Source organism: Variovorax sp. MPBD4-3 (assembly GCF_058809745.1).
This window is the reverse complement of record NZ_JBXASW010000072.1, coordinates 1-23,482: the sequence shown is the minus strand read 5'-3', so window position 1 is coordinate 23,482 and position 23,482 is coordinate 1. Positions and strand designations below refer to the sequence as shown.

Below are 23,482 nucleotides of genomic sequence, written 5' to 3'. Positions count from 1 at the left end.
CGCCCGTGTTCGCGCAGATCAACGCCGGCACCCTGCCCCCCACCCCGTCGCCCCCGTTCAAGCTCACGAAGGTCGCGCAGTTCGACCTGCCATGGCGCATCGCCTTCCTGCCGGACGGGCGCATGCTGGTCACCGAGAAGATCGGCAAGCTCTACCTCACGACCCAGTCCGGGCAGAAGCTCGAAGTCACCGGCGTGCCGCCAGTGCTCTACCAAAGCCAGAACGGCCTGCTCGGCGTGTACCTGGCCCCATCCTTTGCGAGCGATGGAGCGATCTACCTGACCTATTCGGAGCCCGGACAAGTCACGGGTACCTCGAGCCTGGCGCTCGCCCGCGCGACGCTCAGGATCGGCACCGGCACCGCCTCGCTGGAGGACCTGAAGGTCGTCTGGCGTGACCCGATCAAGGGCAAGGGAGGCCAGGTCGGCGCCGCCGTGGCCTTTTCGCCGGACCAGAAGTTTCTCTTTCTCACGGTCGGCGATCGGCAGCGCTTCACCCCTGCGCAAGACCCGAACCAACCGGCCGGCAAGATCCTGCGACTGACCCTGGACGGCAAGCCCGCACCCGGCAACCCCATGGAAGGCAAGACGGGTGCGCAGTCGGTCCCGGTGATCGATCCGCCGAGAGACACGGAGGCCGCAAAGACCGCGCCGGTCGTGCGCACCCATGTCTTCGACGGCCCCAATCTGACGCCGTCCGAGACATGGAGTTCGGGGCATCGCACGCCCTACGGCCTCGCATTCGCGCCGGATGGCCGCCTTTGGGAGCTCGAGCACGGCCCGCGCGGCGGCGACGAACTCAACCTCATCGAACCGGGCAAGAACTACGGTTGGCCGCTCGTTTCCTATGCGGTGAACTACGACGGCGTGCCCATTGCCAGCCCCGACACGCGCGCCGACCTCGCCAAGCCCGCGATCTACTGGACGCCTGTGCTGGCGCCCGGCAACCTGATGTTCTACAGCGGCGCGATGTTTCCGAAATGGAAGGGCTCGGCGTTCGCGCCCGGCCTCGTCAGCCGTGCCCTGCACCGGATCGAGGTCAACGGCGCGATCGCGAAACCGGCGGAGCACTGGACCGTCGGCTTTCGCGTCCGCGCCGTCGAGCAGGCGCCCGATGGCGCGCTGTGGCTGATCGAGGACGACCGCGAGGGCGGCCTGTATCGGCTCACGCCGAAATGATCAGGCCAGTGCCGTGCTGAACGTGGCCAGCAGGCGCGTCCAGGCGCGCTCCGACTGGGCGGCGTCGTAGACCTGGGTATCGGGCGGGCACCAGCCGTGGGCCGCCGGGTACACCTCCACCTCGGCCGGCAGCTTCGCGCTTTCGAGCGCAGTGCGCAGCGTCACCTTGGCTTCGGGATCTTTGGCGTCGTCGTTCTGGGCCACTGCAATCAGGTAGCGCGCCTGCGTCTGGGCCACCAGGCGATGGGGGCTGTCGGGCGCCGCGGTCACCATGGCGGCGCCATGGAAGGTTCCGACAGCACCTACGCGGCCGGGGGCCACGGTGGCAGTACGCACCGCGATCGGGCCGCCCATGCAATAGCCGGTGGTGCCCAGCTTGCGCGCCTTGTCCACCTCGCGTTGGGCATCGAGCCACGCCACGAAGGCCTTGCCGTCGCTCAGATGCATGGCCGGCGTCAGCGCCTGCATCAGCGGCATCACTTCGGCGATCGGCGTCTGGCCGCCCTGCGCGGCAGTGGGCGCTTTCTTCTGCCGGTAGAAGGGATTCACCACCAGCACGCTGTAGCCCGATTCGGCCAGCCGCCGACCCATTTGCCTGAAGGCCGGGCGAAGACCGAACACGTCGGGCCACACCAGCACGCCGGGTGCAGGCCCCGAGGTGGGTGCGACAAAGTAAGCGTCGCAGTTGCCATCCGCAGTGGCGATGGTCACATCGCGCTCGGCAACGGCGACGGCGTTGGCCACGCTGGGCAACGCCGTCAGCACGCCGGCGGACGCGGCCCACGTAGCGAAGTCGCGGCGGGTGTACTTCTTGAGTTCTTCATGGTCGTTCAGATCACACACGGTTGATTTACCTCATAAGGATGGGAACACGCCAGCTTTTGCCACGAATCGGGACAGCCAGCAAGCAGGCGGGCTTTCCATGAGGCACGGCGGCGGAATCGCCTCGCGCTGCTGGATGGGCGACTTTTGTATAGTTTTGTAGCCCGCATGAGCGGCTCGTACACAAGGTCAAGAACACCCTCGGAGAAAGCGCTGCGCGCCCTAACAATCGCGCCTCCATTTCCACAACTCCCTCTGACGGACAACGACCATGAACACCACCACCCAAGACAAGGTTCTCTACACCGGCCGTACCCAGACCACCGGCGGACGCGGCGGCGCCGCGCGCAGCGACGACGGCCGGCTCGACGTCACGCTCACGCGCTTCGGTACCGTGGGTCCTGGCACCAACCCCGAACAGCTGTTCGCAGCCGGATGGTCGGCTTGCTTCATGGGCGCCATGGCCCGCGCGGCCCAGGCCCAGGGCGTGCGCCTGCCGGAAGGGCTGGCCGTCAATGCCGAGGTCGACCTGGTCGAAGGTGCCGACGGCTTCAGGCTGGCGGCGCGGCTGCAGGTCCTCGTGCCCGGCGTGCCGCACGACACTGCCCTGGCCATCGTCGAAGGCGCGCACCAGCTGTGCCCGTATTCCAAGGCCACGCGCGGCAACATCGAGGTCGCGCTGTCGGTGGCCTGACCCACGCACCGGCCCCACCCATGCCCGCATTCCTCCGAAGGCTGTGGCCAAGCACCCTGCTGGCGCGCGTCACGCTGCTGGTGGTGGTGGGTATGGCGCTGGCCCAGGTGCTGACCTACACAGCGATCCGCTACGAACGCGGGCAGACGCTGATGAACCTGATGGTCAGCGGCGTGGAGCGCGACATCGCGAGTTCCGTGGCCATCCTCGACCGCCTGCCCGCCGCCGAGCGCGCCGGATGGTTCCAGCGCCTGGAGCGGCCCAACTACCGCTTCTCCCTGGAGGGCGTGGGGAACATGGCGCCGCCCTCCTCGCCCGCCCTGGCGCGCTTCGCCGATATCGTGACCAACGCGCTGCGGCCCTTTCCCGTGATCGCTGTGGGCCAGCTCCCGCAGCAGCCCGAGACGGCGTGCATGCAGGTGCGGCTGAACGACGGCTCCTCGCTGTATGTGCTGGCGCGCCGCGTACCGATGCCGGTGGCCGACTGGGTGACCTGGCTGTTGCTCGCGCAGCTGCTGGTGCTCGCGGCCTGCGCCTGGGCCGGCATGCGGCTGGTCACACGGCCGCTGGCGCAGCTGGCCCGGGCCGCCGACCGGCTCGGCCCCGACCTGCGGCCCGCGCCCGTTGCCGAGGGCGGGCCGGCCGAGGTGGCGCAGGCCGCGCGCGCCTTCAACGCGATGCAGCGGCGCATCGCCGGCACCGTGCAGGAGCGAATGCAGATCCTCGCCGCCATCTCGCACGACCTGCAGACGCCCATCACGCGAATGCGCCTGCGCGTGGACCTGGCGGACAACATGCCCGAGGCCGACAAGTTCCGCCAGGACCTCGAATCCATGCGCACGCTGGTGCACGAGGGCGTGGGCTACGCCAAGACCTTGCAGGGCTCCGACGAGACGCCGCGCCGCGTGAAGCTGGACGCGTTGGTGCACAGCATCGTCAACGACTACGCCGACACCGGTCGCCCGGTCACGCTCGTGCACGAGGCCGACGTGTCGCTCGGCACCCGGCCGCACGCGTTGCGCCGCATCCTCACCAACCTCGTCGACAACGCGCTCAAATACGGCGAGCGCGCCGAGGTCGGCGTGCGGCTTCACGACGGTGCCGTGCTGGTCGAGGTCTGCGACCATGGCCCCGGCATTGCCGAGGACCAGCTCGCCGCCGTGCTGCAGCCCTTCTACCGGCTGGAAAGCTCACGCAACCGCGAGACCGGCGGCACCGGGCTGGGCCTGGCCATCGCGCACCAGCTGGCACTGTCGCTCGGTGGCGAGCTGGCCCTGCACAACCGGCCCGAAGGCGGCCTGCGCGCGAGCCTGCGCCTGCCCGCCGCCACGAATCAGGACATCCGATGAACACCACCACGCCTGCCGCCGACCACATCCTTCTGGTCGACGACGACCGCGAGATCCGCGAGCTTGTCGGCGCCTACCTGCAGAAGAACGGTCTGCGCGTGACCACCGCGCCCACCGGCCGCCACATGCGCCAGATCCTCGAGACCGCCGGACCCTTCGACCTCGTGATCCTCGACCTGATGCTGCCCGGCGAGGACGGCCTGACGCTGTGCCGCGACCTGCGCGGCGGCAAGCACAAGGCGCTGCCCATCCTCATGCTCACCGCGCGCGGCGACGAGGCCGACCGCATACTGGGCCTTGAGATGGGCGCCGACGATTACCTCGCCAAGCCCTTCGCCGCGCGCGAGCTGCTGGCCCGCATCAAGTCGGTACTGCGCCGCACGCGCATGCTGCCGCCCAACATGCGCAGCACCGACGAGGCGCGCTACCTGGCCTTCGGCGACTGGCGGCTGGACACGGTGGAGCGCATGCTGCTGGACCACGAAGGTACGGTGGTGTCACTCAGCGGCGCGGAATACCGGCTCTTGCGCGTGCTGGTGGACCATCCGCAGAAGGTGCTCACGCGCGACCAGATCCTTTCGATCACGCAGGGCCGCGAGGCCGAGCTGTTCGAGCGCTCCATCGACCTGATGATCAGCCGACTGCGCAAGTGCCTGGGCGACGACGCCCGCGAGCCGCGCTACATCAAGACCGTGCGTAGCGAGGGCTACGTGTTCGCGGCGCAGGTCGAAGCGCAAGACGCATAGAGACATGCGCAAGCTGCTGTTCTCGCTGGTCTTCCTCTTCGGCGGTTTCGCGTCCGAAATCAGCCAGTCTGCGGGGCGGCCGTGTGCCATGCCTTCGGCCAGCGCTGCACCGCCGCTGCGGCGGCGGCGTTCCTGAGCGCAGGCCTGCCTCCACCCGTTTGCCTCCAGCCGCCACCTCCGGGTGGCGGTGTCGTTTCAGGGCATCCCATCCGCGATGCGCCAGTCGATGGCGAGTTTGTATGGCTGTGTATCCGGCCCCGCTGCCGCGACATGGCCATGCAATCGGGGAGTGCCCACGACACATGCCACATACATCTGGGCGATGTACTAGGGGCCAGCCGACGCAGACCGCGCCGGCACCGTCCCAACCGCAGCCAAAGGCCATTCCATGCACACCGCCCACACGACAACCGCAACGACCACCCGCCGCCGCGACTTCCTCGCCAGCGCGGCCCTGGGCCTCGCCGCCGCGCCCATCGCCAACCTGCTCGCCTCCCCGGCGCGGGCCGCCACGGGCACGGGTGCCACCGGCTTCGCATCGCTCAAGACCATCGCCGCGGGCGACCTGCGCGTGGCCTATGCCGAGGCCGGCCCGGCCGATGGCCCCGTGGCCATCCTGCTGCACGGCTGGCCGTATGACATCCATGCCTTCGTCGACGTGGCGCCGCGTCTGGCGGCGGCGGGCTATCGCGTGATCGTGCCTTCCCTGCGCGGCTACGGCGACACGCGCTTCGTGTCCGACGCCACGCCCCGAAACGGCCAGCAGGGCGCGGTGGCGCAGGACATCGTGGCGCTGATGGACGCGCTGGGCATCCGCCAGGCCGTGCTGGGCGCCTTCGACTGGGGCGCGCGCACGGCCTGCATCCTGGCCGCGATCTGGCCCGAGCGCGTGGCCGGCCTGGTGTCGGTGAGCGGCTACCTGATCGGCAACCCGCAAGCCAACGCCAAGCCGCTGCCGCCGGCCGCGGAGTTCGCCTGGTGGTACCAGTCGTACTTCGCGACCGACCGCGGCCGCGACGGGTATGCCGCCAACCCGGCGGCATTCAACCGCTTCATCTGGCAGCAGGCCTCGCCGCGCTGGCGCTTCGACGAGGCCACCTACCAGCGCAGCGCGCAGTCCTTCGACAACCCGGACCACGTGGCCATCGTGGTCCACAACTACCGCTGGCGCATCGGCCTGGCGGCCGGCGAGCCGCGCTTCGACGCGCTGGAGCAACGGCTGGCCACGGCCCCGGTCATCGCCGTGCCCACGATCACGATGGAAGGCGATGCCAACGGCGCGCCGCATCCCGATCCGGCCGCTTATGCGAAGAAGTTCAGCGGCAAGTACCAGCACCGCCAGCTGGACGGCGGAATCGGCCACAACCTCCCGCAGGAGGCGCCCGCCGCGTTCGCGCAGGCGGTGATCGACGTCACGCGGCTCTGAGTCGCACCACCGCTTCGGATCCACCATGACCCTTGCCATCGCCGCCTTTGTCGCCGGCATGCTGACCGTGCTCAGCCCTTGCATCCTGCCGGTGCTGCCCTTCGTTTTCGCGCGCCATGACCGGCCCTTCGCGCAGGGCAACCTGCCACTGCTCGCCGGCATGGTCGCTGGTTTCGCGGCCGTGGCCTCCCTCGGCGCCGTGGCGGGCGCGTGGGCCGTGCAGCTGAACCAGATCGGCCGCTGGGCCGCATTGGCGGCGCTGGCCCTGTTCGGGGCATCGCTGCTCTCGCCGCGCCTGGCCGCGTGGTGGAGTGCCCCGCTGGTGCGGGCCGGTGAGCGCCTGGCGCACAAACAGCAGCAGCGCGGCGGCTGGCGCAGCGCCGCGCTGCTGGGCGCGGCCACCGGGCTGATCTGGACACCGTGCGCAGGCCCGGTGCTGGGCCTGGTGCTCGCCACGGCCGCGCTGACGGGGCCGGGTGCCCATACCTTGCTGTTGCTGCTGTCGTACGGCGCCGGTGCCGGCGTGGCGCTGTGGGTGGCGCTGCGGGTCGGCGCCAGGCCGCTGGCCGCCTTGAAGGCCAGGCTGCTGCCCGGCGTCGCTGGCCGCCGCATCGCGGGCGTCGCCATGCTGGCCGGCGTGGTGGCCGTGGGCACCGGCATCGACACGCGCCTGCTGGCCCGGTTCGGCGGCCTGGGCGACAGCGGGCTCGAAGCCGGCCTGCTGCAACGTCTGATTCCCGCCGCGCTTGCGGCCGCACCGCAGCCCGCCCGGCTGCCGGTGGAATCAGCGCGGGCCAGCCTGGAAGGCGGCACGCAGTGGCTCAACGCCGCCCCACAGTCGATCGCCGCATTGCAAGGGAAGGTCGTGCTGGTCAACTTCTGGACCTATTCCTGCATCAACTGCCTGCGCACGTTGCCCTATGTGAAAGCCTGGGCGCAGAAATACGCCGGCCGTGGTCTCGTGGTGGTGGGCGTGCACACGCCCGAGTTCGCCTTCGAGAAAGACCCCGGCAATGTCAGGCGCGCATTGCAGGATCTGCAGATCGCCTACCCGGTGGTGCAGGACAACGACTTCCGCATCTGGCGCGGGTTCGACAACCATTACTGGCCGGCCCTGTACTTCGTCGATGCACAGGGCCGCGTGCGGCACCACCAGTTCGGCGAGGGCGGGTACGCGGCTTCCGAGCGCGTGATCGAGGAGCTGCTGCGCGAGGCCGGTGCGCCCGGCACCGGCGATGCGCAGCCTGTGCCGGCGCCGAACGTGGCGCCGGACCTGCGCGGCCCCGGCCTGGCCGCCGACGCCGACACCCTGCGCAGCCCGGAGACCTATCTTGGCTACGAGAAGGGGAGCAGCCCACGCGTCGCCGGCAAGGTCGTGCCCGACAAGCCGGCGCACTACACGCCCGCCGCGCTGCAGTCCAACACTTGGTCGCTGTCCGGCACCTGGACGCTGAAGCCCGAGTTCGTGGAAGGGGCCGATGCGGGTGGCGGCCTTGCGATGCGCTTCGAGGCCCGCGACGCCAACCTGGTGCTCGGCGCGGGCGCCAGCGGCCCGGTGCGCTTTCGACTGACGCTGGACGGCCAGCCCCCCGGGCGGCACCACGGCACGGACGTGGATGCCGATGGCAACGGCGTGGTGGACGCCACCCGCCTGTACCAGCTCGTGCGCCAGAGCGGCACGGTGAAGGCCCGCACAGTGGAAATCCGCTTTCTTGATTCCGGGGCGCGCGGCTACGCATTCACGTTCGGCTGATGCCGCGGCACGCGCCCCTGGTTTTTGGTCCTGCCTGCGTGCAGGTGTTCGGTGAGTGACGGACCATGGCGTCCGGAAAGGAAAATGCAGTGAGAAAAGACGCAACAACGCCCCGCGGCGCCGCCCTGGTGTTCGGCGGATCACGCGGCATCGGCGCCGCCGCCGTGCAGCGACTGGCGGCCGACGGTTACGCCGTCGCGTTCACCTACGTGTCGCGGCCCGACAGCGCACAGGCACTGGTCGCGCAGATCGTGCAGGCCGGCGGCCGTGCCCACGCCATCGCGGCCGACAGCGCCGATGCCCAGGCCATTCGCAGCGCAGTCGCCCTGGCCGTGGAGCGCTTCGGCGCCCTGCAGGTCGTGGTCGTCAATGCCGGCATCTACAAGGCGGGCAGCATCGACGCGGTGCCGCTGGCCGACCTGGACCAGATGCTGGCGGTCAACGTGCGTGGCGTGTTCCTGGCGGTGCAGGCGAGCGTGCCGCATGTGCTGGATGGCGGGCGAATCATCACCATCGGCAGCAACGTGGCGCTGCGCACCGGCCAGGCCGGCTCCAGCGTCTACCAGCTCACGAAGACCGCGGTCGCCGGCCTGGTCAAGGGCGCGGCGCTGGACCTGGCGCCGCGAGGCATCACGGTCAACAACATCCAGCCGGGCCCGGTCGAGACCGACCTGACCGCGGACTGGACCGAAGCACTGGCGCAGCGAAGCCCCTTGAAGCGCGTCGGCAAGCCCCAGGAGATCGGGGCCCTGGTCTCCTACCTCGCGCGCGAAGAGTCAGGGTACATGACAGGCGCGAGCCTGACCATCGACGGAGGTCTGACTCTGTAGTTGTTCTTGGCAGAAGCGGCATGAGAGGCGAGCCACGGCAAGCTTCCCAAGATTCGTACTCGGTGGTGTGGGGGTAGGAGGCGGACTGGACGGCACACGCTCGGCCGTCCCTTTTTCGGGTGGGATCCCGCGAGCGTGCATGGCGCAGGCCTACAGCGACGCGTCGCTTTGGAGGATACGAACGGTGGAACACAGAAAAAGGAGCTTCAGCCATGAGCCTCGAATCGACGATCAACGAGTTCAAGAAAGTGGACGCCGCGCGCGCAGACTACCCCGGCGAGCACCTGGTGGTGCTCGGCGCGGGCGTGTTGCTGCTGCTGGCGGCAGGCCGCAGCCGATCGTTCCTGGCGCGCATCGTGGCAGGTGCGGCGGGCGGTGCGCTGATCGGGCGCGCAGCCAGCGGAACCGGCGGCATTGCGAAGCTGGCGGGTGCATTGCAGACGGGAAGCCGGGCATGGCCGCGTCGCTGACACCGCGTGCCCGTCCGGTTGCCGGGCCCGAGCGCTTCTGGGCGCCGTGTCTGGCCGTGGCGCTGCTTGCAATGTTCCTCTTCTACGTGGCGCTGCAGGACCTGGTCCGCGAAAGCGCCGCGCGCGCACCGGTGCCGGTTGCCGTGATGCCCGCGCATGTGGACGTGCGGCCGCCGCCCGTGATGGCCGAGCGTGCACCGCAGGCGCCGCGGCCCGTGAGGACCTATGCGCTGGCAGTGGCCGATGCCCCGCAGCAGCCGGTGGTCGCAAAGACTGTCAAGACGGTCGAGGTGAGCAAGTGCGTCACGCTTTCGGGCGAGTCTGAATACTCCGACGGCCCTTGCCCCGAGGGGGCCCGCGCCACCAAGCTGCGCTTGCGCCAGGAATGACGCACCATCCGCCGACAGGAACCTCTTGGCTAGGTGACCTGCTCTTGGAGGAAGGCGCGTCCAGAGCCGTTGTCTGTCATCAGGGAATCCAGGTTCAGTCCAGCTGAATCTTCAGGCTCTTGATGAGGGTCCCCATCTTTCGGGCCTCGCTGCGGGTGACCTCCCCGAACTGCTCGGGAGTGCCTACGACGATGTCCGAACCGATCTCCTTCCACTGCGCCCTGAATGCCGAATCCTGAAAGATTCCCCGGATCTCGGCGTTCAGTCGGTCGATGACTGGTTTCGGCGTGCCGGCTGTGGTCGAGATGCCGTGCCATGCGTAGTAGTCGAAATTCGGGTAGCCAAGTTCGCTGACCGACGGAATGTCCGGCAGTTGTTCGGAACGGCTCCTGGTGGTCACGGCAAGCGCGCGAAGCTTGCCAGACCTGATGTGCGGCATCGAGCTGCCAAGAATGTCGAACATGCTGGTGACCTGGCCACCTATCAAATCCACGATAGCGGGCGCCGCGCCTTTGTACGGAATGTGGGTGATATCGACCTTGACACCGTCCTTGAACAGTTCTCCGCCGAGGTGCTGTGGAGTTCCATTGCCCGCCGAAGCGAACGTGACTCGGTTGGCCGGCTTCCTGGCGTACTCCACATAATCCTCGAAGGACTTGAGAGAGCTCGATGCCGATACCTCCAGTACCAGGGGAAACTTCGAGATTTGGACGATCGGAGTCAGGTCCTTGATCGGATCGAAGCCCAGATTCTTGTAGAGATACTGGTTGACAGAGAGGTTTCCGCTCGCGGCCAGCAAGATGGTGTAACCATCGGGCTTCGCCCGGACAACCTGCAAGGTTCCGATGTTGCCGCTGGCGCCAGCCTTGTTGTCCACGATGACGGGCACGTTCAAGCGCTTCGACAGGGGCGTGGCAATCAGCCTCGCCATGATGTCCGTCGGCCCACCAGGCGGAAAGGGGACGACAAAGGTAATGGCTTTCTCCGGCCATTTTCCTTGCGCCATGGCTGCGATCGGCAGCAGCATCGCGGCGAGCAGAGTGAGTCTTCTCATGGTTTTGTCTCCAATGGTTCGGTCAGTGATTTCAGCGCGTGTCGTGAGAATGAATCTGCAGCGCTTCGAGAAACCGCGACACCATGTTGTAGGCGGCAATCGTGGCTGTGAGTTCGACAAGTTGCTGTGGTGCGAAGTGCGCCGCGACGGCCGCGAAAACTTCATCGTCGACCTGCACCTGTCGTGTCATCGCATCCACATATGCCAGCACCGCTCTCTCGATCGGCTCGAACAGCGGGCAATGGGGCCAGTCGGCCAAGCCTGCCAGCTTTCCCTCCGAGACCCCTTCGCTCACGGCGATCGGCGCATGCTGGTCGGCCTCGTAAGGTGCGCGATTCAGCAATGCAACGCGCATGATGACCAGCTCGCGCAAGGCTCCGTCCAGGCTTGATTTCTGTCGAATGGAGGTGAGATATGTGAGCCAACCAGCGGCGACTGCAGGGCTGTGCAAAAGCATCTGGTACAGGTGAAGGACGCTGCCGCGTTGGGCGATCATCTTGTCCACCAGCGGACGCACGGCACCAGTCTGCGTGTCGGCGTAGGGAATGCGAGCCATGTATGAGTTGTCCTGATTCTTGAATGGCGGCAATGCTATCCATCGGCGATCTATCGGTGAAGTTCCATATTTCTATTGATATATAGAATTCTGGAATGAATGTTTCCCCTCGACACCTGCGCATGTTTTTGGCCTTGGCGGAGTCGCTGAACTTCAGCAAGGCGGCCGAACAGTTGTTCATGACGCAACCCAGTTTGAGCAAGGCTGTTCGGGACTTGGAGGAGTCCTTGGGGCTACCGCTGTTCGAGCGCACCACGCGCCATGTTCGGCTGACAGCGGGCGGCGCGCAGCTCGTGGCGGTGGCGCGCAGTGTGGTGGGCGAGTACGACGCCGGTCTCAAGCGACTGCAATCCTCGGCGGAGCGCGAGGCACGACACCTGTCGATCGCGGCGTTTCCCTCTCTGGCCAGCGTGCTTCTACCCCAGGTGTGCGCCGCGCTGGAAGCACGCCACGCCGCGTCCCGCATCACCGTCAATGACTGCAGCAACACCACAGCTGTGGGACAAGTGCTGCGCTACCAGGTGGACTTTGCGCTGGCTTCGATCGCGCCCTCACATCCAGACCTTCACTACGAGGAAGTGGTCCGGGACCGCTTTGTCCTGCTGGCCGGCCGACGGTGGAGGCGGAAGTTGAATCCAGTCGTGTGCCTGGAAGAAATGATTTCCCTGCCGCTCATCACAATGACGGACAACAGCACGGCAATGCGCTACATCAGCGCCGCCTATCTGCAGCGCGGCATTGAATTCCGGCCGAAGATGCAATTCGATCAACTGGGTACCGTGGCCGCGTTCGTGACTGAAGGTTTGGGAGTCGCGGTGCTTCCTTATTTGGCGGCCATGCCGTTGCTCCGACTGCAGAAGGTCGACATCGAGGATGGGCCCCTGCGTTCGATCGGAATCGTCACGCGACGCTTGGGCAACCCGACGACGATCGCAGTCGATGCCATGGCGGAGGTTCGCCGAACATTCGAGGAACTGGTCCTGCAAAACCCGGAACGGCTGCTTGCACCTACAAAATCCACGCGCCGGGCAAATGCTTGATTAGTGCCGATCGGGCGCATGAAGCACTTGTTTATGTAGAGCTTCTCCCGATATCGCATGCCGGCTCCACTCAGAGTCGACTAACAGCAACACTTGCAAATAGGATTAAAGTCGCGCCCTGGACTCACATAAATTAGGTATACCCATGGCTCAGAAAAGCTACGCGCAAATTCAGAAGCAGATCGAGGCACTGCAACGGCAAGCCGACGAGCTTCGAGCCCAGGAGATCGAGGGCGTCGTCGCCCGTATCAAAGAGGCCATTGCCCATTACGGGTTGACTGCAAGGCAACTCGGCTATGGCGACACACCGCGAAAGGCAAAAAAGGTCGACGCGCGCAATGCGGGCTCCACCGGTGCTCCGGCCTATTCGGACGGCCTCGGCAACACCTGGGGCGGCCGCGGCCCACGCCCGCAATGGTTGAAGGCGGCGCTGGCTGCCGGCAAGTCACTCCAGGACTTCGCGTCGCCCAGCGGGCCTGCGCCTGCAAAAGCAGCGAAGGCACCCAGGAAGGCCAAAGGCGCGCCTGCCAAAAAGCGCAGCGCCACGGCATATCGCGATGAAGCTGGAAACACGTGGTCCGGCTTCGGCCCCAAGCCCCGCTGGCTGAAAGAAGCACTGGCGGCCGGGAAGACATTGGAGCAATTGGCCGCAATGGGCGCGTGACGCGAGCTCGGGAGCGAAGAAGCAGACCGACGCTGTCGTAGCCTCTTGTATCGCGCCCCCAACCACATGCACAGCTTCTGGCAGGCGTTCACCTCGTTGGGTGACAGCGGATTTCTCTTGCCTGTCGGGCTGCTGATGGCGCTGTGGCTCTTCCTTGGCAAAGGCTCGCGTACGGCTGCCCTGCACTGGGTCCTGATGTTTGGCGCCTGCGGGCTCATCGCCATGCTGTCGAAACTCGCCTTCATGGGCTGGGGCATCGGCAGCGCAAAGTTCAACTTCACCGGCTTCAGCGGCCACACTGCGCTGTCCACGAGCGTATGGCCTGTACTGCTGTGGATGGCTGTGCCGCACATGACGCAACGGCGGCGACTGATGGCCGCAGCGCTGGGCTGGTGCTTGGCCATCAGCATTGGCATCTCGCGCCTGGCGCTGGAGGTGCATTCGAATTCGGAGGTCATCGCGGGTGCCGCGCTGGGCACCATTGTCAGCGCCGGCTTTTTGTGGTGCCACAGCCGGCTGGTTTCTCTTCCTCGAGGCAGGCAGTGGCCGCTGATTGCCATGGTCTTGCTGATTGCCCTGCTTTTGCAGGGGCGTCCGGCGCCGACCCAGGACGCTCTCGAGGTGATTGCGGCCAAGCTGGCAAACCGGGAGCGTCCCTACACCCGGCATGACATGCTGGCCAACTCCCCGGCCTCACCGGGCTGATGCGTCATGCAGGCAGCGCAGTACGGGCCTACTGCTTGACTTGACTATTGGATGAGGAGTCTGCTGGAGCCCTCTGCGCGGCGGCCGCCGCTTCGGCTTCTTTTTCCTTCTTGTTGGCCATATGCCGCCCGACCACGCAGCCGCCAGCAGCGCCAAGAAGACCGTGATGCCCCGCAACATGGCCGCCCACGCCGCCTACCACCGCACCCTTGATGCAGCCTTTGGCGTCTGCGGTGCCGGCCATGGTGAGCAATGCAACGGCGGTCGTCGCCGCAATCAAAGCGAATGAAGTCTTCATGACAGGTCCTTGTGTTGTTGATGGTTTAGGAACCACTCACACTAGCTGCTTCCGACGCTTGCAGCGTACGCGGCGGCGGCATCCATCTGTAGGCCAGTTTCGGCTTACCCGCGGAGTTGGCTTTACGGCGGCGCGTGGCCGAATCCATCGACTGACAGATCGCGCTTCTCCGATCACGTGGCGCGAGCCCTTGCTGGGCTTCTGAGCAGGCTCGCCACACTCCCCATCAACGCAGCCAGAGCCGCAATCGCCAGGCCCCAGTGCACTGCGCCGTGGGACGGCAGCATCCCGAACATCAAGCTCATCAGCAAGCTGCCGAGCGTCAACCCCGTGAGCCGTGCGGTGCCTTGCGCGCCACCGGCCGCGCCGCTGCGATCCTTGGGTGCCGAGAGCAACATGTTCTGGTTGTTCGGTGTCTGAAAGAAGCCGAAACCCAGGCCGGCGAGGCTCGTGAACACGGCGATCGGCAGGACCGGGTTTCCGTGCAGCGGCCACAGGGCACACAGGGCCAGGCCGCTTGCGAAGCACGCGCTTCCGGCCGCGCACAGCCATGCAGTCGGCACGCGCTGGGCCAGGCGTGCCGACAGCGGCGCGGCCAGCATCACCGCCAGGGGCCACGGGGTCATCAAGAGCCCGGCGGTCACCGCGCTCTGACCCAGTTCGTGCTGGATATAGAACGGCAGCGCCACGAGGCTGGCCATCTGGCCTGTAAAGCAGCAGACGGAGGCAATCACCGAGATCCGGAAGGAATGCACGCGCAGCAGGTCCAACGGAACCAGCGGCGCCGCCTTCGGCATCTCGCGCCGTACCAGCAGGACCATGCAAAGGGCCGACATGGCAAGCAACGCGCCGCCGTGCAACGGATGCACCACCAGCCGGTCACTCCCCAGCACGAAGGAGGCGAACATGACCGCGTTGAGCGCAATGCTCCACACGTCGATGCGACGCACCGAGCGCGGCGGGCTCGGCAAGCCCGCGCAGGCTGCGAGCACAACGAGGCCGATCGGCAGATTCACGGCAAAGAGCCAAGGCCAGCTTGCCGCGGAGAGTATGAAGGCGCCCAGGGTAGGCCCCGATGCGGAAGCGGCCGCGACTGCGAGTGCATTCCAGGCGATCGAGCGCGCCAGCAATCGATGCGGATAGGTGAAGCGCAAAAGCGCCAGCCCGAGGGGCATCACGGCTGCACTGCCCAAACCCTGGAGGCACCTCGCGGCCACGAGCCAAGGCAACGACGGCGCCACCGCGCACAACACCGACGCCGCGGTGAACAGCGCCACACCACCGGCAAAGACCCGCCTATATCCGAACCGCTCCCCGACAGCGGAAGCCGGCAACAGGAACATGACCACGGCCAGCTGGTAGGCCGTGATGATCCAGACGGCATCGGCGGGTGTCGCCTGCAATTGCTGCGCAATGCCTGGCAGCGCGATGTTGGCGATTGCGCCATCGAGCACCACCAGCACGCCTGCGCCCAGGATCGCGGCGACGGCTGCGTAGCGCCGCGGCAGAGGCAGGCCATCGGCATCGTGCACGGCATTCAGGTCGTTCGCCTCCCGGCCTTCGACGGCGCTAGCGATGGTGGAGGAAGGGTTCGGTCGAAGCGTGGGTGACAACATGATTGGACAACTGGAAGGGTCACGCTCTATTGCGCCAGGCCAGCTTAGGACTGCACGCACGGCTTGCACAGCGCGCGGCGCGCAGCTTGTCCCTGCATGGGGCGCCTGTCGAAATCCTCGCGGCCGTGCTAGGTTCGGGCATGCCGACAGAAGCCGACCTGAACCTGCTGTTTGCGTTGAACGCACTTCTTTCCGAGGGCAGCGTCGCGAAAGCCGCCGAGCGCCTGGGCCTGAGCGAGTCGGCAATGAGCCGCGCACTCGCGCGGTTGCGGGAATCGACCGGGGACCAGCTCCTCGTGCGCGCGGGCCGCGCAATGGTGCTCACGCCGCATGCGCTGACGCTTCGCGACCGCGTCAGGGACTTGGTGCAGGAGTCGCGCGCGGTGCTTCAGACCGCTGGCGCGAGCATGGATCCCCGCACGCTCCGGCGCCTGTTCACCATACGGGCCAACGACGGCTTCATCGAGGCCTTCGCGAATCGGTTGGTGGCTCGCGCCGCACACGATGCGCCCGGCGTTCGCCTGCGCTTCGCGCCCAAGCCCGACAAGGACGTTCGCCCGCTGCGCGAGGGACTGCTCGATCTGGATGTCGGCGTTCTCGGCGATTCGGGTCCGGAGGTACGCGTGCAGGCGCTCTTTCGCGACCGATTCGTCGCGGTGGTGCGCCAAGGCCACCCTCTGCTCGCCGAACCCGAGATAACTGCAGAACGCTACGCCGCCTGCGACCACGTGGTCACTTCGCGCCACGGCCGGACCGAGGGACCGGTGGACAACGCGCTTGCAGCGATGGGCCTGGTTCGCAATACCGCGGTAGTAGTGCCGAGCTTCAGCACAGCCCTGTCGATCGCGGCCGAGACCGACCTGGTTGCATTGATACCGTCTTCGTACTTTGAACACCTGAGGACGCGGGGCACGCTGTGCTCGTTCCCGCTGCCGGTACCCACGCAGCAGATCACCGTCTCGCAGATGTGGCATCCGCGTCTTGACCGCGATCCTGCGCATCGGTGGCTGCGCGGACTGGTGCTGGAAGTCTGCCGGCCGCTCGATGAGCCACCCAAGTAGACAACATGTACATCGCCCGTTAGCTACAACGCATCCAGCCGCTCGCGCAGCTGCCCAGCCTGCGTGCGCAAGGCCTCGCGCTGCGTGTCGGGCATCTTTTGCAGTTGGCGGTAGACGAGGGCAAGGCGCGGGTTGCCTTCCAGCGCGGGGGCGTGGCGCTCGAAAAAGTCCCAGTACAGCGCGTTGAAGGGGCAGGCACGTTCGCCGGTTTTCCGGGCCGGGTCGTAAGCGCAACCCTTGCAGTAGTCGCCCATGCGCTGCAAGTAGGCGGCGCTGCTCACATAGGGCTTGGTGGCGATCAGGCCGCCATCGGCGCGCTGGCTCATGCCCAGCGTGTTGGGCAGCTCCACCCACTCGAAGGCGTCGATGTAGATGCCCAGGTACCAGCGGTGCAGCGCCTGCGGCTCCAATCCGGCGAGCAGCGCGAAATTGCCGATCACCATCAGGCGCTGGATATGGTGGGCATGGGCGGTCTGCAGCGACTGGGTGATGGCCAGGTGCAGGCAGCGCATGCGCGTGTCGCCGCTCCAGAACCACTGCGGCAGCGGTGCGCGATGCGCCAGTGCGTTGTGCTCCTCGTACCCCGGCATGTGTGCCCAGTAGATGCCGCGCACGTATTCGCGCCAACCCAGGATCTGGCGCACGAACCCCTCCACGGCCGCCAACGGCGCCTGGCCAGCGCGCCAGGCGCTCTCGGCGCGCTTCACCACTTCCAGCGGATGCAGCATCTTCACGTTCAGTGCGAACGACAGCAGCGAATGGAACAAGCGCGGTGCGCTGCTGGCGAGAGCGTCCTCGTATTCCCCGAAATGCGGCAGTGCCGTGGCTATGAAGGCATCCAGGCAGGCCAGGGCTTCATCGCGGTTCAGGGGCCAGCGCAGGACAGCGGCCTGCGGGTCGCCAAAACTCGCGACACCCGCGCGTTGAAACATGTCCCACAGGACGCTGTGGTCGTGCTGGGGGCGCCAATCGGCGGGCTCGGGCGGCGTGCCGGGCCAGCGCTTGCGGTTGTCGTGGTCAAAGTTCCATTGCCCGCCTTCGGGTTCGCCGCCGGCATCCAGCAGCACCTGCCAGCGACGCCGCATATGGCGGTAGAAGTGCTCCATGAGCCATTGCTTGCGGCCGCGCATCAGCGCTGCGAGCTCGCCGCGCTGTGTCAGGAAATGCTCGCTGTCGACCACTTCCCAGGTCTGGGGCTGTGTAGCGGCCCATTCCAGCAATTGCGCATCCAGCCGCCATTCGTCGGGTTGTTGCCACTGGACCTTCTGGGCGCCGTAGTGCGCGGCCAGCGCCGCCAGGTTGGCAGGAATGGACTGCCGGTTGCTCGCGTCGTCCAGCGCCACATAGCGCACGCGGTGCCCGGCGGCGCGCAGCTGGCGCGCGAAGTCGCGCATGGCGGCGAATATGGCCAGGATCTTCTGGGCATGGTGGAGCACGTAGTCGGTTTCCTGGCGCACCTCCATCAGCACGTAGACCACCTGCGGATCTCGTTGGGCAAACCAGCTGTGCCCGGCGTTGAGCTGGTCGCCCAGCACCAGGCGCATGGTATGGGTGGGACCGTTCATGCGTTGCCCCACAGGCGTTGGCAGGCTTTGTCGTGAGCCAAGCAGTTCGCGAGCACTTGGCGCAGTCGGACGCTCAGATGGCCGGTGGCGGTGCTCATGGCGGCGTGCCCTGCGGTTGCGGGCTTGCGCGGTTGCGGCGGCAGCGCTCGGAGCAGTACTTGACTTCGTCCCACACCTCGGCCCACTTTTTACGCCAGGCAAAGGGCCGGCCGCAGCACAGGCAGAGTTTTTGGGGCAGATGCGGTTTGCGATGCATGGCTCATGAATTCAGGCTCTGCTGCGGAGGTCGGGTGCGGCCTGTCGGCATGAACCATACAACGGTGTACATCGGGTTGCTTGTCGCGCGAGTATCCACGCCGCGCAGCCCTGGCCTGGCCAGCAGGCGGCCGCCTTGGGCGGCTAGGCTAGCTAGCGCGCGTAAAAGCCCGGCGAACTCGACAACAGCACGGCTTCGGCCTTGCCGCCACCCTTGATCAGCGATCGCTCGCGCTCCACCGCAACCTGCAGCAGCGCCAGCGTGGCGATACAGGTGAATACGGCAATCAGAAGCCAGAACTCGCCGCTCAGCGAGCTGGCAGTGGGTTTGCGGTCACGCTTTTTCGACATCGTCTTCTCTCTCTCTCTCATGGCTCCTGTTGATGGCGAAAAGGATGCGTCGGGGCCGAAGTCGCTGCTGTCAGACGGCGTTGAAACCAGTTGTAGCGGGCAGGATGACGCGGCGCGTAGGCCGAGCGCGGCGCCTGCCCTAGGACCATTCCAGCCGAAGGCAAATACGCTACCGGCTCGCCCGCACCCGATCTTCGAGCCGCGGGCAAACGCGCTCGCTTATGTGGACTCGGGGACCGACCGCAAATGACGGCATCATCAGGGGCTTGTGGGATGACTATGGAGGTTCTAGAAGCATGCTGGCACTTCGCCCCGTGGGGCAGATCGTGGCGGAACTGAGCACGCGACGTCGCGAACCCACGGCTATTTCCGTGACCGCGCGCGAAGCGCTCGCGGCAAGCCTGCCTGCAGGCTTCCTTTCGCTGGTCGATGAAATCGGCGGGCAGGAGATCGCCGGCGACTTCATGCTGCTGAACCTGGCACAACTGCTGCGCGAGACAGCCGACAGGGACCATCCCTTGATTGCGCTGGGCACGCAGTGGTGGGTCTTCGGCACCTCCGGCACGGGAGACGCGTGGCTGCTGGGCCCAACCGAACACGGCAATCAGGTGGCCTTTCTCGACCACGATCAGGGCACCGACGCGCTGTCGATCGAAATGTGCCTGGACTTCAACCAATGGCTTCAGTTGGCCGACCTGATGGCGCAGGTGGAGCACGTGGAGCAATGCGCGTCAGGCCTCGCGAACGTTGAGAAAATTACCCGGGAGATGAATCGGCTGTCCGAGGGCCTGTCGCAGCGCTATCCGTACAGCTTGGATGCCTGATCCGCACCGGCCCAGGCCGGCAAACGGTTCCGCCCACGGCTTGTGCGCGAGAATGGGCGACGCTCCAAAGGACAGCCCCACCCATGCGCAGACTGCGCTTTCTGACCAGCCGACACCGTGCGCCCTCGACGAACTGGGTGCTGGGCCTGCTGCTGGCCTTCAATGCCGGCGCGGTGAATGCGGGCGGCTTCCTGGTGCTTCACATGTACACCTCGCACATGACGGGGTTCGCGTCCCAGTTGGCCGACGGCCTGGTGCTGGGCAATACCAGGCTGCTGCTGAACGCCCTCGGGGCCGTGCTGGCGTTCACCTCGGGCGCGGCCGTGTGCGCGGTGCTGGTGAATTGGGGCCGGCAGCATCGCCTGCGCAGCGTCTATGCGCTGCCGCTGCTGCTCGAGGCCGCGCTCATGTTTCCGTTCGGGCTGATGGGTGCCGTGACACTCACCTGGGCCACGCCTTTCGCCGTGCCGCTCACGGTGCTGCTGCTGTCCTTCATCATGGGTCTGCAGAACGCGATCGCCTCCAAGACCTCGGGTGGCAGCATCCGGACCACGCACATGACCGGCAACATCACCGACCTGGGAATGGAGATCGGCAAGCTGCTCTACTGGAACAGGAAGTCGGCGCAGGCCCCGGCCTCCCCCGCTCCCGCCGTGCGCCACGACCGCACCCGCATGCGCAGGGCCGCCGGGCTGATCGGCATGTTCGTGCTCGGCGGTGTCGTGGGTGCGCTCGGCTTCAAGTACGTGGGGTTCGTGTGCGTGGTGCCGCTCGCGGCATTGCTGCTGGCGCTGTCGGTGCCGCCGTTCATGCGCGACCTGCCGCGCTCCGGGCTGCTGCCGCGGTTCGCGAAGGGCCAGCACCAGGGTGGATAGGGGCCTGCTTTTCGATCACCACCGCATCGCCGAAAGCCAAATCGCGCCCATCGGGCCCGGAGACCTTCAGGGGTGCGACCGGTTTGCCGCTTTTTCTTTCCACGAGCCGTGAATGGTGTTCGCCACGGCGAAAGAGGTTGTCTTCGCCCCACTGCCGCAAGCCGACGACCACAGGGAAGAGCGCCTGCCCCTTTGGCGTCAGAACATATTGCTGGTACGCCGTGCCGTCCGAAGCCGGCTGAACCTCCAGCACCCCCTCCTCCACAAGCGCCTTGAGCCTGCTTGCCAGGATGTTGCGCGCGACGCCCAGGCTCGCCTGGAAGTCGCCGAATCGGCTGACCCCGTCGAACGCGTCCCGCACGATCAGCAGCGACCAGCGGTCGCCGATGACGTCGAGCGCTCGCGCCACCGGGCAACTCGCCGTGTTCATTCGCTTTCGTTCGGCCATCGACATCTCCGCGCAGCGTAAGCGCCGCCTTCTGGTTGCATTTTAAAACCAACAAGCTATGCTCCATCCAGTTTTGAAATGAAACCAGATGGAGATGAATTCCCATGGATACCGCGAGCAACCCTCCGACCATGCCGAGGAGGCTGGTCGCCCTGTTTGCCTGTACGAGCGGCGTGAGCGTCGCAAACGTGTACTTCGCACAGCCTCTGCTCGACAGCCTGGCGATGGACTTCGGCGTCGCGCCTGCCGCTATCGGCGGTGTCGTGACGGCCACCCAGGCCGGGTCGGTGCTGGCCTTGCTGCTGCTCGTTCCTCTGGGCGACCAGTACGACCGCCGACGGCTCGCCCGCCTTCAGTTGATGGGCCTCATCCTCGCCCTCGGCGGCGTGGCCATGGCTCGAAGCGCCGTCGCCCTGATGGCGGGCATGCTGGCGGTCGGCCTTTTGGGCACTGCCATGACGCAGGGGATGATTGCCTACGCGGCGAGCGCCGCGGCTTCTCATGAACGTGGGCGCGTCGTCGGAGCTGCGCAGGCCGGAGTGGTCGTCGGACTGCTGCTCGCGAGGGTCTGGTCGGGTGTCGTTGCCGACCTGCTCGGCTGGCGCGGCGTCTATGTCGGTTCCGCAGCGGTCATGGTGGTGCTTGGGGCGCTCGTATGGCGGCAGCTGCCCGCACAGCCGGCTGCGGTATCGCGTCTGCCATACATCCAGCTCGTGCGCTCGACGCTGGGCCTCTTGCTGACAGACCGGGTGCTTCGAACGCGCGGCACCCTGGCGTTGCTGATGTTCGCCGTCTTCAGCATCTTCTGGAGCGCGCTCGCCTTGCCGCTTACCGCGCCACCCCTGTCGCTGTCGCATTCCGCCGTCGGGGCGTTCGGGCTGATTGGTGCCGCCGGCGCGTTCTTCGCGGGGCGGGCAGGACGTTGGGCCGACCGGGGGTGGGGCCAGCGCACGAGCGCCGCTGCGCTCGCCCTGCTGCTCCTGGCATGGATACCTCTCGGCTTCACGCAGTCGTCGTTGTGGTGGCTGGCGCTCGGCATCCTGATGCTCGACGTGGGCTGCCAGGCGCTGCATGTCACCAACCAGGCGATGATCCTGCGAGGGCCGGCCGAGTCGCATGGCCGCCTCATCGGGTGCTACATGCTGTTCTACGCAGCGGGCAGCGGTGCGGGGGCCATTGCATCGACGACCGTGTACGCGCACCTCGGATGGCTTGGCGTGTGCGTGCTGGGCGCATCCGTGAGCGCGCTCGCGCTCGTCTTCTGGGCCTCGACCTGGGTGCGTCCTTGCATCGGCGCGCCATGCGTGCAGCCGTGAGGGACTGAATTTTTCTTGTCGACCTGCACATGCGGAACCTCCGGAAGACCCGGGCCTCTTACCCAGTTTTTCTCTTCCCAGATGAATGAAATCCGCAATGCCGCCGCCGAGCTTTCCCGTTTTCGCCGCCGTGTGGTGGTGGTCGGCTGTGTGGTGCTGTTCGGTTTCGGACTGATCGGCGCGCGCCTGGCTTTCCTGCAGGTCGTGCGCCACGAAGAACTGGCCGACCGGGCGGAGAGCAACCGCACCGCCGTCGTGCCTGTGGTGCCCAACCGGGGTCAGATCCTCGATCGCAATGGCGTCGTGCTGGCTTCGAACCATGCGGCCTACACCCTGGAAATCACGCCCTCGAAAGTGGGGGACCTCGGCTCGGCCCTGGACGAGTTGGAGGCCATCGTCGAGATCACGCCGAGCGACCGGCGCCGCTTCAAGCGCCTGCGCGAAGACGCGCGCAGCTTCGACTCCATCCCCATCCGCACCCGCCTGAGCGACGAGGAAGTCGCGCGCTTCGCGGCCCAGCGCTACCGCTTCCCGGGCATCGAGATCAAGGCGCGTCTGTTTCGCACCTACCCGCATGGCGAGGTGGCATCGCACGTCATCGGCTACATCGGCCGCATCAACCAGCGCGAGAAGACCGCCATGGAGGACTGGGACGACGAAGAACAGGCGAACTACAGGGGCACCGACTACATCGGCAAGCTCGGCATCGAGCAGAGCTACGAGAAAACACTGCACGGCCAGACCGGCGTCGAGCAGATGGAAACCTCCGCCGGCGGGCACGCGGTGCGCCGTTTGGCCCGCCATCCCGCCACGCCGGGAAACACCGTGATGCTGTCGCTGGACATCAAGCTGCAGAAACTGGTGGAGGACATGTACGGCGAGCGCCGCGGCGCGCTGGTGGCCATCGACCCCAACACGGGCGAGATCCTCGCCTTCGTGAGCAAGCCCACCTTCGACCCCAATCTCTTCGTCGAGGGCATCGACCACGAAAGCTGGACCGCGCTCATCGAGTCCATCGACAAGCCGCTGCTCAACCGTGCCCTGCGCGGCACCTACCCGCCGGGCTCCACCTACAAGCCCTTCATGGCACTGGCGGCGCTGGAGACCGGCACGCGTGCCGCGGACAAGGTCGAGAACGACCCCGGCTCCTACAGCTTCGGCGGGCGCACCTTCCTCAGTCATCGGGGCGGGCTGGGC

General features: G+C 66.7%; 27 protein-coding genes. 18 read left to right on the top strand and 9 right to left on the bottom strand.

All coding sequences use genetic code 11. From position 1 onward, the window contains the following. Positions 1-5 precede the first annotated feature (5 nt). The gene (locus tag AC1RVW_RS27115; protein WP_493203665.1) at positions 6-1,178 is read left to right on the top strand and encodes a PQQ-dependent sugar dehydrogenase; all 1,173 of its coding nucleotides are present in this window, start codon (positions 6-8) and stop codon (positions 1,176-1,178) included. Here AC1RVW_RS27115 and AC1RVW_RS27110 read toward each other — a convergent pair whose 3' ends face one another. Further along, the gene (locus AC1RVW_RS27110; RefSeq protein ID WP_493203664.1) at positions 1,179-2,021 is read right to left on the bottom strand and encodes a dienelactone hydrolase family protein; all 843 of its coding nucleotides are present in this window, start codon (positions 2,019-2,021) and stop codon (positions 1,179-1,181) included. Positions 2,022-2,271: 250 nt separating this feature from the next. On the opposite strand from AC1RVW_RS27110, the gene AC1RVW_RS27105 reads away from it, so the two are divergent. The 9 genes from AC1RVW_RS27105 (at position 2,272) to AC1RVW_RS27065 (ending at position 9,657) form a co-directional block, all read left to right on the top strand. Further along, positions 2,272-2,694, top strand: a complete 423-nt coding sequence (locus tag AC1RVW_RS27105) for an organic hydroperoxide resistance protein (RefSeq protein WP_106938057.1) — start codon at positions 2,272-2,274, stop codon at positions 2,692-2,694. A gap of 20 nt (positions 2,695-2,714) precedes the next feature. Then, entirely contained in the window at positions 2,715-4,043 is a 1,329-nt protein-coding gene (locus tag AC1RVW_RS27100) for a sensor histidine kinase (RefSeq protein ID WP_081269266.1), read from the top strand. Further along, positions 4,040-4,789, top strand: coding sequence for a response regulator (locus AC1RVW_RS27095; RefSeq protein ID WP_081269265.1), 750 nt, complete (start codon positions 4,040-4,042; stop codon positions 4,787-4,789). The genes AC1RVW_RS27100 and AC1RVW_RS27095 overlap by 4 nt, the downstream gene beginning before the upstream one ends. 4 nt (positions 4,790-4,793) lie before the next feature. Further along, positions 4,794-4,925: a hypothetical protein gene (locus tag AC1RVW_RS27090; RefSeq protein ID WP_301335856.1), complete on the top strand. Its 132-nt coding sequence runs from the start codon at positions 4,794-4,796 to the stop codon at positions 4,923-4,925. 252 nt (positions 4,926-5,177) lie between these two features. Continuing rightward, positions 5,178-6,215 carry an alpha/beta fold hydrolase gene (locus AC1RVW_RS27085; protein WP_493203663.1) on the top strand — a complete coding sequence of 346 codons (1,038 nt, stop codon included), beginning with the start codon at positions 5,178-5,180 and terminating at the stop codon, positions 6,213-6,215. Positions 6,216-6,240: 25 nt separating this feature from the next. Then, positions 6,241-7,968 (top strand): cytochrome c biogenesis protein DipZ, encoded by a 1,728-nt coding sequence (locus AC1RVW_RS27080; RefSeq protein WP_493203662.1) that lies wholly within the window; start codon positions 6,241-6,243, stop codon positions 7,966-7,968. 65 nt (positions 7,969-8,033) lie between these two features. Continuing rightward, positions 8,034-8,798, top strand: a complete 765-nt coding sequence (locus AC1RVW_RS27075; protein ID WP_493203661.1) for an SDR family oxidoreductase — start codon at positions 8,034-8,036, stop codon at positions 8,796-8,798. Positions 8,799-9,010: 212 nt separating this feature from the next. After that, the gene (locus AC1RVW_RS27070) at positions 9,011-9,268 is read left to right on the top strand and encodes a hypothetical protein (protein ID WP_285412740.1); all 258 of its coding nucleotides are present in this window, start codon (positions 9,011-9,013) and stop codon (positions 9,266-9,268) included. Then, positions 9,253-9,657: a hypothetical protein gene (locus AC1RVW_RS27065; RefSeq protein ID WP_081269221.1), complete on the top strand. Its 405-nt coding sequence runs from the start codon at positions 9,253-9,255 to the stop codon at positions 9,655-9,657. The genes AC1RVW_RS27070 and AC1RVW_RS27065 overlap by 16 nt, the downstream gene beginning before the upstream one ends. A gap of 94 nt (positions 9,658-9,751) precedes the next feature. Here AC1RVW_RS27065 and AC1RVW_RS27060 read toward each other — a convergent pair whose 3' ends face one another. Next, a complete protein-coding gene (locus tag AC1RVW_RS27060; RefSeq protein WP_493203660.1) occupies positions 9,752-10,711 on the bottom strand; it encodes a Bug family tripartite tricarboxylate transporter substrate binding protein in 960 nt (319 codons plus the stop codon). A gap of 31 nt (positions 10,712-10,742) precedes the next feature. After that, a complete protein-coding gene (locus AC1RVW_RS27055) occupies positions 10,743-11,267 on the bottom strand; it encodes a carboxymuconolactone decarboxylase family protein (protein ID WP_493203659.1) in 525 nt (174 codons plus the stop codon). Positions 11,268-11,362: 95 nt separating this feature from the next. Here AC1RVW_RS27055 and AC1RVW_RS27050 point away from each other — a divergent pair, with 95 nt between their 5' ends. The 3 genes from AC1RVW_RS27050 to AC1RVW_RS27040 all read left to right on the top strand — a co-directional run bounded on the left by AC1RVW_RS27050 (position 11,363) and on the right by AC1RVW_RS27040 (position 13,676). Further along, on the top strand, positions 11,363-12,307 hold the full coding sequence (locus tag AC1RVW_RS27050; RefSeq protein WP_285412736.1) for a LysR family transcriptional regulator: 945 nt from the start codon (positions 11,363-11,365) through the stop codon (positions 12,305-12,307). A gap of 145 nt (positions 12,308-12,452) precedes the next feature. Continuing rightward, on the top strand, positions 12,453-12,971 hold the full coding sequence (locus AC1RVW_RS27045; protein ID WP_493203658.1) for an H-NS family nucleoid-associated regulatory protein: 519 nt from the start codon (positions 12,453-12,455) through the stop codon (positions 12,969-12,971). Between the two features lie 66 nt (positions 12,972-13,037). Further along, positions 13,038-13,676 carry a phosphatase PAP2 family protein gene (locus AC1RVW_RS27040; protein WP_493203657.1) on the top strand — a complete coding sequence of 213 codons (639 nt, stop codon included), beginning with the start codon at positions 13,038-13,040 and terminating at the stop codon, positions 13,674-13,676. Positions 13,677-13,704: 28 nt separating this feature from the next. Here AC1RVW_RS27040 and AC1RVW_RS27035 read toward each other — a convergent pair whose 3' ends face one another. Continuing rightward, positions 13,705-13,974 (bottom strand): hypothetical protein, encoded by a 270-nt coding sequence (locus AC1RVW_RS27035; protein ID WP_172839882.1) that lies wholly within the window; start codon positions 13,972-13,974, stop codon positions 13,705-13,707. Between the two features lie 173 nt (positions 13,975-14,147). Next, the gene (locus AC1RVW_RS27030) at positions 14,148-15,590 is read right to left on the bottom strand and encodes an MFS transporter (RefSeq protein WP_493203656.1); all 1,443 of its coding nucleotides are present in this window, start codon (positions 15,588-15,590) and stop codon (positions 14,148-14,150) included. Between the two features lie 140 nt (positions 15,591-15,730). Between AC1RVW_RS27030 and AC1RVW_RS27025 the strand changes: the two genes are divergently transcribed. Next, on the top strand, positions 15,731-16,651 hold the full coding sequence (locus tag AC1RVW_RS27025; protein WP_493203655.1) for a LysR family transcriptional regulator: 921 nt from the start codon (positions 15,731-15,733) through the stop codon (positions 16,649-16,651). Positions 16,652-16,674: 23 nt separating this feature from the next. On the opposite strand, the gene AC1RVW_RS27020 is transcribed toward AC1RVW_RS27025, so the two are convergent. The 3 genes from AC1RVW_RS27020 to AC1RVW_RS27010 form a co-directional block, all read right to left on the bottom strand. After that, the gene (locus AC1RVW_RS27020; RefSeq protein WP_493203654.1) at positions 16,675-18,216 is read right to left on the bottom strand and encodes a cryptochrome/photolyase family protein; all 1,542 of its coding nucleotides are present in this window, start codon (positions 18,214-18,216) and stop codon (positions 16,675-16,677) included. Between the two features lie 94 nt (positions 18,217-18,310). After that, positions 18,311-18,472, bottom strand: a complete 162-nt coding sequence (locus AC1RVW_RS27015; RefSeq protein WP_081269213.1) for a DUF2256 domain-containing protein — start codon at positions 18,470-18,472, stop codon at positions 18,311-18,313. Positions 18,473-18,624: 152 nt separating this feature from the next. Then, complete coding sequence (locus tag AC1RVW_RS27010) at positions 18,625-18,822, bottom strand: hypothetical protein (RefSeq protein WP_081269203.1); 198 nt, start codon at positions 18,820-18,822, stop codon at positions 18,625-18,627. Between the two features lie 296 nt (positions 18,823-19,118). On the opposite strand from AC1RVW_RS27010, the gene AC1RVW_RS27005 reads away from it, so the two are divergent. Both AC1RVW_RS27005 and AC1RVW_RS27000 read left to right on the top strand, forming a co-directional pair. Continuing rightward, positions 19,119-19,646, top strand: coding sequence for a hypothetical protein (locus AC1RVW_RS27005; RefSeq protein WP_285412730.1), 528 nt, complete (start codon positions 19,119-19,121; stop codon positions 19,644-19,646). A gap of 83 nt (positions 19,647-19,729) precedes the next feature. Then, positions 19,730-20,521: a YoaK family protein gene (locus AC1RVW_RS27000; RefSeq protein WP_081269201.1), complete on the top strand. Its 792-nt coding sequence runs from the start codon at positions 19,730-19,732 to the stop codon at positions 20,519-20,521. On the opposite strand, the gene AC1RVW_RS26995 is transcribed toward AC1RVW_RS27000, so the two are convergent. After that, complete coding sequence (locus AC1RVW_RS26995; protein WP_493203653.1) at positions 20,454-20,969, bottom strand: winged helix-turn-helix transcriptional regulator; 516 nt, start codon at positions 20,967-20,969, stop codon at positions 20,454-20,456. The genes AC1RVW_RS27000 and AC1RVW_RS26995 overlap by 68 nt on opposite strands. Positions 20,970-21,073: 104 nt before the next feature. Here AC1RVW_RS26995 and AC1RVW_RS26990 point away from each other — a divergent pair, with 104 nt between their 5' ends. Beyond that, positions 21,074-22,285: an MFS transporter gene (locus AC1RVW_RS26990; protein WP_493203652.1), complete on the top strand. Its 1,212-nt coding sequence runs from the start codon at positions 21,074-21,076 to the stop codon at positions 22,283-22,285. 81 nt (positions 22,286-22,366) lie between these two features. Next, the coding region (locus AC1RVW_RS26985) for a penicillin-binding transpeptidase domain-containing protein (RefSeq protein ID WP_493203651.1) at positions 22,367-23,482 on the top strand (1,116 nt) is incomplete at its 3' end.

Excerpts from the sequence above, each read along its gene's own strand:
- AC1RVW_RS27105 (WP_106938057.1), top strand. The coding sequence starts at position 2,272 with ATGAACACCACCACCCAAGACAAGGTTCTCTACACCGGCCGTACCCAG.
- AC1RVW_RS27100 (WP_081269266.1), top strand. The coding sequence starts at position 2,715 with ATGCCCGCATTCCTCCGAAGGCTGTGGCCAAGCACCCTGCTGGCGCGC.
- AC1RVW_RS27095 (WP_081269265.1), top strand. The coding sequence starts at position 4,040 with ATGAACACCACCACGCCTGCCGCCGACCACATCCTTCTGGTCGACGAC.
- AC1RVW_RS27090 (WP_301335856.1), top strand. The coding sequence starts at position 4,794 with ATGCGCAAGCTGCTGTTCTCGCTGGTCTTCCTCTTCGGCGGTTTCGCG.
- AC1RVW_RS27085 (WP_493203663.1), top strand. The coding sequence starts at position 5,178 with ATGCACACCGCCCACACGACAACCGCAACGACCACCCGCCGCCGCGAC.
- AC1RVW_RS27080 (WP_493203662.1), top strand. The coding sequence starts at position 6,241 with ATGACCCTTGCCATCGCCGCCTTTGTCGCCGGCATGCTGACCGTGCTC.
- AC1RVW_RS27075 (WP_493203661.1), top strand. The coding sequence starts at position 8,034 with ATGGCGTCCGGAAAGGAAAATGCAGTGAGAAAAGACGCAACAACGCCC.
- AC1RVW_RS27070 (WP_285412740.1), top strand. The coding sequence starts at position 9,011 with ATGAGCCTCGAATCGACGATCAACGAGTTCAAGAAAGTGGACGCCGCG.
- AC1RVW_RS27065 (WP_081269221.1), top strand. The coding sequence starts at position 9,253 with ATGGCCGCGTCGCTGACACCGCGTGCCCGTCCGGTTGCCGGGCCCGAG.
- AC1RVW_RS27060 (WP_493203660.1), bottom strand. The coding sequence starts at position 10,711 with ATGAGAAGACTCACTCTGCTCGCCGCGATGCTGCTGCCGATCGCAGCC.
- AC1RVW_RS27055 (WP_493203659.1), bottom strand. The coding sequence starts at position 11,267 with ATGGCTCGCATTCCCTACGCCGACACGCAGACTGGTGCCGTGCGTCCG.
- AC1RVW_RS27050 (WP_285412736.1), top strand. The coding sequence starts at position 11,363 with ATGAATGTTTCCCCTCGACACCTGCGCATGTTTTTGGCCTTGGCGGAG.
- AC1RVW_RS27045 (WP_493203658.1), top strand. The coding sequence starts at position 12,453 with ATGGCTCAGAAAAGCTACGCGCAAATTCAGAAGCAGATCGAGGCACTG.
- AC1RVW_RS27040 (WP_493203657.1), top strand. The coding sequence starts at position 13,038 with ATGCACAGCTTCTGGCAGGCGTTCACCTCGTTGGGTGACAGCGGATTT.
- AC1RVW_RS27035 (WP_172839882.1), bottom strand. The coding sequence starts at position 13,974 with ATGAAGACTTCATTCGCTTTGATTGCGGCGACGACCGCCGTTGCATTG.
- AC1RVW_RS27030 (WP_493203656.1), bottom strand. The coding sequence starts at position 15,590 with ATGTTGTCACCCACGCTTCGACCGAACCCTTCCTCCACCATCGCTAGC.
- AC1RVW_RS27025 (WP_493203655.1), top strand. The coding sequence starts at position 15,731 with ATGCCGACAGAAGCCGACCTGAACCTGCTGTTTGCGTTGAACGCACTT.
- AC1RVW_RS27020 (WP_493203654.1), bottom strand. The coding sequence starts at position 18,216 with ATGAACGGTCCCACCCATACCATGCGCCTGGTGCTGGGCGACCAGCTC.
- AC1RVW_RS27015 (WP_081269213.1), bottom strand. The coding sequence starts at position 18,472 with ATGCATCGCAAACCGCATCTGCCCCAAAAACTCTGCCTGTGCTGCGGC.
- AC1RVW_RS27010 (WP_081269203.1), bottom strand. The coding sequence starts at position 18,822 with ATGTCGAAAAAGCGTGACCGCAAACCCACTGCCAGCTCGCTGAGCGGC.
- AC1RVW_RS27005 (WP_285412730.1), top strand. The coding sequence starts at position 19,119 with ATGCTGGCACTTCGCCCCGTGGGGCAGATCGTGGCGGAACTGAGCACG.
- AC1RVW_RS27000 (WP_081269201.1), top strand. The coding sequence starts at position 19,730 with ATGCGCAGACTGCGCTTTCTGACCAGCCGACACCGTGCGCCCTCGACG.
- AC1RVW_RS26995 (WP_493203653.1), bottom strand. The coding sequence starts at position 20,969 with ATGGCCGAACGAAAGCGAATGAACACGGCGAGTTGCCCGGTGGCGCGA.
- AC1RVW_RS26990 (WP_493203652.1), top strand. The coding sequence starts at position 21,074 with ATGGATACCGCGAGCAACCCTCCGACCATGCCGAGGAGGCTGGTCGCC.